This window comes from Streptomyces sp. DI166 (assembly GCF_900091315.1).
GTDB lineage: Bacteria > Actinomycetota > Actinomycetes > Streptomycetales > Streptomycetaceae > Streptomyces > Streptomyces fuscus.
Genome location: NZ_FLSP01000186.1, coordinates 1 through 7,029 on the forward strand (window position 1 = coordinate 1; position 7,029 = coordinate 7,029).

A 7,029-nucleotide genomic window follows, 5' to 3' on the forward strand; every position below is an offset into this window, starting at 1 on the left:
TCGATATCGGTTTCACTATGAGTTGGGCATGCCGAGCGCTGCACCCGCCGGAGCTGCGCGGCGAGCACCCGGGCGGGCACACCTGGCACGTCATCGCGGTGGCTGGCGAACTCGACTGGCCACCGCTCCGGCCGAGTCGGAGATCTGGCCCGCCCTACTGGAGAAGCACCCGGTGCCCACCGGGGATCTGGGGGAGCGGCAGGCCCGGTTCAAGGGCAAGAGCGTCGAAGAGATGCACCGCGACCAGTTGCGCGCGCACTACCTGGGCGATGCCCACGCCGGGGGCTTCAAGCTCAACGCGACCGACGTCAACTTCGACCCCATCGTGCGGGACTGGGAGGCTACCGCCCGCGAGCTCGCCGACTTCCTCGGTTATGCCGCTCTATTGAGTTGTGGAGTCGCATGCTCCGCGTCCCTGCGTCACGTCGTGGGAGCGGGGGGGCAGAGAATTTTTCGCTGGGGCTGGTTTTTCTGTCTCGTGTGGCGTTGCACTTCGTGTGCGGCTGGAATCTGTGCCGTTTCTTGTCAGGGCTGGTGTGGGGGTTTTCCTTTGCGGACGAGGTATATGGCGAGGAGGGATCCGGCTGCTGGTGGGGTGAGGTTGAGTGCTGTTCTGAGTCCCCATTTGTAGTGGGCGATGAGGGCTGTGAGGTGGATGAGTATGGCGATTGCGGTGACGACGAGGAGGGGGGTTCGGGGCTGCATGGGGGTCTTTTCCGGGGTGTTGTGGGGTGGGTTGTGGTGTGTATTGGGCTGTTTTTTCGGCGTTCAGGATGCCTTGTGGGGTGGGGTGTGTGCAACGGGGTTTGGTGCTGTCACCTGGGAGGGGGCGGGTGGCGGGCGGTTTGCTGGGGCGGCGGGGTGGGTTGTTTGCGGCGGGCTGCCGGTGCTAATTCCCGGCATGTTTGGCTTGTTTTACTTTAAGTGGCTTGTTCGCGATGCTGGAGTTTCGCATTCCATATTGATCACGTTGTGTATTGTGTTCAAGATCACGGAGGTGGGCGGGGGGTAAGGGTGTCCGGGTTGGGCGTTTGGCCCTCTTAGTGATCTTGTGTACCTGGTTACTTTTCGATTCGTTCGCTGTCCTTTCATGGATGACAGACAGGAATGGATTCGTGAGACCTGAGGAAGAGGCGCCTTCTCCGGAGAGAGGGCGTGTCTGGAATGAGAAAAGCCGAAGTATCCGATGGATTTCGGGTGGCCTTGCTGTTTTGATGTCGGTGTCTTTGATGGAGGGGGCGGCCGCGGCGGCTGCGCCTTCCTCTCCGGCTTCGGCGGAGCAGGACAAGGTGAAGGGGGTTGCGTCGGCGGCGGACATCGTGTCGGCGAAGGTTGCGGCCCGGCTGTCGGGGCGGCGTGTGGAGGCGCTCAGTGAGCGCACTGAGACGTCGACGACGTGGGTGAACAAGGACGGCAGTCTGACGACGGAGCTGTCCGCGGGCCCGGTGCGCTTCGAGCGGGACGGGGCGTGGGTGGATGTCGATGTCGAGCTGCGCAAGACCCCGCAGGGCGGTGTCGAGCCGGTCGCGCATCCGGGCGGACTGAGGCTGGCGGGCCGTACGGGGACGCCGGCGAAGTCGCTGGCGGCGTCCCGGCGGGCGAAGGCCGTGGACCTGCTGACGCTGGGGGAGGGTGATCGGCAGATCACTCTGCAGTGGAAGGGCGGCCTGCCCGCGCCGAAGGTGGACGGTACGCGGGCGGAGTACGTCAACGCGGTGCCGGGGGCGGATGTCGTCGTGGAGGCGACCCGGACCGGTTTCGAGCAGTTCGTGGAGATCAAGCAGCGTCCGGCCACGGACGGCTACTCCTACACGCTGCCACTGAAGGCCGAGGGACTGAAGGTCAGGCAGCTGAAGAACGGCAGTGTGCTGTTCACCGACCGCAAGGGCAAGAAGCGGGCGGTCATGCCTGCGCCGGTGATGTGGGATGCCACCGTCGACCGGCGATCGGGTGAGCACACGCGCCGGGTGCCGGTGGCGATGAAGGTGGTCAAGAAGGGTGCCGGGGTCGATCTGGTGATCACACCGGATGCCGGCTTCCTGGCCGATCCCAAGACCAAGTACCCGGTCACGGTGGACCCCTCGACGTCCGCGCTGAGCAACGTCTTCGACACCTACGTGCAGCAGGGCGAGACGGTCGACTGGTCCGCGGACACCGAGCTGGACCTGGGCAACCCGGGCACCGTCAACAGCAACGGCACGCCGCGCACGGCACGGTCGTTCATCTCCTGGAACTCCACGCCGATCCAGGACGCGCTGGTCTCCAGCGCGAAGCTGAGCCTGTGGAACTTCCACTCGGGCAACACCGACTGCAAGGCCTATCCCTGGGAGGTGTGGTCGGCGGGGGCCGCGTCGACGTCGTCGCGCTGGACCTCGCAGCCGGCGTGGACGGCGAAGAAGGCCACCTCGACCGAGACCCGCGGCAACGCCGCGTGCACGACGGCCCCCGACGGCTGGATCAACGCGGACGTCACCACGCTGGTGCAGGACTGGGCGTCGGCCAAGGCCGCCCGCGGGCACATGGGCCTGCGGGCCGCCAGCGAGTCGGTCATCGAGCAGTGGAAGCGGGTCAACTCCGCCAATGCGGCGTCGAACCCGCCGAAGCTGGTGGTGAACTACAACTTCCGGCCGAAGACGGGCACGAAGCAGGAGGCCGGCCCGCCGTACTTCTCCTACAGCGGCTCCTACGTGGTCAACACCACCACTCCGACGCTGCGTGACACGTTCGTCGATGCTGACGGTGACAAGGTCAACGGCACCTTCCAGATCTACGACAACGCCACCAACAAGCAGGTCGGCGACGTCATCGTCTCCAAGTACGTGGCCTCGGGCTCGGCGGCGTCGGTAAAGGTGCCGGCCGGGGTGCTCACCAACGGCAAGACCTACAAGTTCCGCACCAGTCCGTATGACGGGACGCACTTCAACACCGGCTGGTCGGCCTGGAAGACGTTCACGGTCGACACCTCCGCTCCGTCCGCCCCGTTGAAGATCACCTCGACGGACTATCCGGCCGGGCAGTGGGTCAAGGGCGCCGGGCAGGCCGGCACGTTCACCGTCACCCCGCCGGCTGCAGATCACAACTGGCTGGAGTGGTCGCTGGACGGTGTGACCTGGACCAAGGTCGCCACTGGCGGTGCTGCGACCGCCAAGAACATCAGCATCACTCCGCCGAAGAACGGCACCCACACGCTGCAGGTCCGCTCGGTGGACAAGGCCGACAACAAGTCGGAGGCGCTGGAGTACGTCTTCCATGCCGGTTCGGGCGGGTTCCTCCAGCCGTCCGAGGGCGAGCGCACCGCGCGCCGGTTGCCGCTGGTGGCCGAGGCCGAGGCCGGAAAGTACGACAAGGTGTCGTTCTCCTGGCGCCGTTCGGAGGCCGATGCGTGGGTGCGCATCCCGCCGGGTGACGTCACCTCGGGCGGGACCGCGCTGAGCGCCTGGCCGGTGCCGCTGACCGGCGGGAAGAACGCGCCGCTGGTATGGAACACCACCAGCACTGTCTCCCCGGACGGAACGGTGCAGATCAAGGCCGACTTCACCGGCCCGAACTCGGCGTCTTCGAGCACGACCGCGCTGACGGTGGTCGTGGACCGCAACGCCGACGGTGCCGCGGCTGCTGAGACCGGTCCCGGTTCGCTGAACCTGCTCACCGGTGACTACACCCTGTCCGAGACCGACGTGTCGGTCTTCGACCTGTCGGTGACGCGCACGGCGTCCTCCCGCACTCCTGACCAGGGCGCTAAGCAGGAGGGCCAGGCGGCCATCTTCGGCAAGGAGTGGGTGGCCGGAACCGCGGCAGAACTGACCGGGTCCGACTACAGCCACGTGCGCAAGGTCTCCGACACCGCGGTCGCGGTGGTGACGGCGGAGGGCGATGCCCTGCACTTCACCGCCAACGCCGCCAAGACCGGCTGGGTTTCCGAGCCCGGCGCGGAGGACCTGGTCCTCAAGGGCAGCAGCGTGTCCTCGACCTTCACCCTGTCCGACACCGAGGGCACGGTGACCACGTTCACCAAGCCCGCCACGGCCGCCACGACCTGGCAGGTCTCCAGCACCCTGCTGGACGGTTTGTCGAACGCCACCACCAAGGTGGTCTCCGAGACGGTGACCGCGGACGGCAAGACGCTGGCCCGCCCCAAGCGGATCATCGCCCCGACCTCGGCGGCCACCACGGCAACCTGCGAGGCCACCCCGTCGACCAAGGGCTGCCGGGTGCTGGAGTTCGTCTACGCGACCTCCACCACAGCCACCGGAACCGACACCGACGCCCAGTTCGGCGACTTCACCGGCCAGGTCAAGCAGCTGAGGCTGTGGGCCACCGAACCGGGCGCCACCGCGGCCACCGCAACCACCGTTGCCTCCTACCGCTACGACTCCCTGGGCCGGCTGCGCCAGTCCTGGGACCCGCGCATCGGACAGCAGGCGGAAACCCAGTACGCCTACCACGAGGGCCGCGTCACCTGGATGGAGCCGCCCGGCGAACTGCCCTACACCTTCACCTACGGCAACGCCGGCACCGGCACCGCCCCCGGTGACGGCATGCTCCTGAAGGTCTCCCGCCCCGCGCTGAAGCAGGGCACCGCCGGCACCATTGACGGCGAGGCCGTCACCAGCATCGTCTACGGCGTCCCGCTGACCGGCGCCAAGGCCCCCCACCAGATGGGCGCCTCCGACACCGCCGTCTGGGGCCAGCTCGACACCCCGAGCGATGCCACCGCCGTTTTCCCCGCGGATGCAGTGCCTGCCTCCCACGACGGCAGTGCCCTCACCTCCGCCGGCTACAGCCGGGCAACGGTGCACTACCTCAACGCCTCCGGCCGCCAGGTCAACACCGCGCAGCCGGGCAAGCACCTCACCACCACCGAGTACGACCGGTTCGGCAACACCATCCGGGAACTGACCGCCGGCAACCGCGAACTCGCGCTCGGCGCCACGGACGCCCACAAGGACACCCTGACCGACCTGGGCATCATCTCCCGGTCGGCTTCCGAGCGGGCCCACCTGCTGTCGACCACCTCCCTCTACAACGACACCGGCACCCGCGAGCTCGAAGAATTCGGGCCGATGCACCGAATCGATCTCAGCGAGGACCTCAAGGACGGCACCACTGTCCTGGTCGAGGCCGGCACCTCCGTACCCGCCCGCACCTGGACGGTCAAGGAGTACGACGAAGGACGCCCCACCGACGGCACCGCGACCGTCAAGGACCAGGTCACCCTGGAGATCACCGGCGCCCGGGTCCGCGACTACTACTCGATCATGAGTGAGAAGCGGGTCAACGAAACCCAGTACGACTGGGCCAAGGGCCTGCCCACCCTCACCACCCAGGACTCCGGCGGCCTGAACCTGACCACCACAACCGCCTACGACGCACAGGGACGCGTCACCTCGCAGTCGCTGCCCGGTTCCACCGGTAACGACGCCGCCACCCGCATCACCGAGTACTGGGCGGCCGACGGCACCGGCTGGTGCAAGGGCCGTCCCGAGTGGGCCGACCAGGTCTGCTGGACCGGTCCGGCCGGCGCCATCACCGGCGGCGGCTCCAACCCGGCCAACCTGCCCGACACCACCACCGAATACGGCTACTTCGGCCAGCCCGCCAAGATCACAGAGACCGCCAACGGGCAGAGCCGCACCACCAGCACCACCCACGACGCGGCCGGCCGCGTGCTGAAGACGACCATCACCGGCACCCTCGGCCAGGCAGTCCCTGAGACGACCAACGAGTACGACCCGGCCACCGGCAAGGTCACCAAGATCACATCTACCGCCGCCGGCACCATCACCAAGGCCTACGACAAACTCGGCCGTCTCACCTCCTACACCGACGCCGACGGCGGCAAGACCACCACCGAGTACGACAAGCTCGACCGGCCGGTCAAAGTCACCGACACGGTGCCCTCAACAGTCACCTACACCTACGACCACACCGCCGAACCCCGCGGCCTGGTCACCAAGACCAGCGACTCCGTCGCCGGTGACTTCTTCGCCACCTACGACGCGGACGGCTCCCTGGCCACCGAAAAACTCCCCGGCGGCTACACCCTGAACGTCACCGAGGACCCCACCGGAGCCACCACCACCCGCGCCTACACCCGCGACAGTGACGGCACCAGCGTCTACACCGACACCGTCACCGAGAACGCCCACGGCCAAGCCACCAGCCACCAGGGCTTCTCCGCCCAGCAGTACACCTACGACAAGGCCGGCCGCCTCACCAACGTCGACGACACCGTCGGCGAGGTCTGCACCCGCCGCGCCTACACCTTCGACAAGCGCTCCAACCGCAGCACGATGGCCACCGCCACCGCCGCCCCCGGCAGCGCCTGCACCACCACCGGAGCGACCACCACCAACTACACCTACGACAGCGCCGACCGCCTCGTGAACCCCGGCTACACCTACGACGCATTCGGCCGCACCACCGCCCTGCCCGGCAGCACCCTCAGCTACTACACCAACGACCTCGCCTACCAGCAGACCTCAAACGGCAAACGACAGACCTGGCAGCTCGACGCCGCCCTGCGTTTCCGCTCCTGGAAGGTCGAAACCGGCAGCGGCACCACCTGGACCCAGACCGCGTCCAAGACCAACCACTACGACAACGACAGCGACAACCCCCGCTGGATCACCGAGGACACCGCTACCGGAGCCCTGACCCGCAACATCGAGTCCGCCTCCGGCGACCTCGCCGCCACCACCAGCAAGACCGGCGACACCACCCTGCACCTGACCACCATCCACGGCGACGTCGCCCTCCAGCTCCCCCTCGACACCACCAAGGCACCCACCGCCCTGGACAGCGACGAATACGGCAACCCCCGCACCGGCCAGCAAGCCACCCGCTACAACTGGCTCGGCGCCAAACAACGCTCCACCGAGACCCTCACCGGCCTCACCCTCATGGGCGTCCGCTTCTACAACCCCACCACCGGACGCTTCCTCTCCCTCGACCCCGTCTACGGCGGCGGCGCCAACGCCTACGGCTACCCCGCAGACCCCATCAACCAATACGACCTCGACGGCAAAA

General features: G+C 67.4%; 1 protein-coding gene. It reads left to right on the forward strand.

Going from position 1 to position 7,029, the window contains the following annotated elements; translation table 11 throughout:
- Positions 1 to 1,214: 1,214 nt before the first annotated feature.
- On the forward strand, positions 1,215 to 7,029 hold a 5,815-nt coding region (locus GA0115233_RS39280), incomplete at its 3' end, for a DNRLRE domain-containing protein (protein ID WP_093725510.1).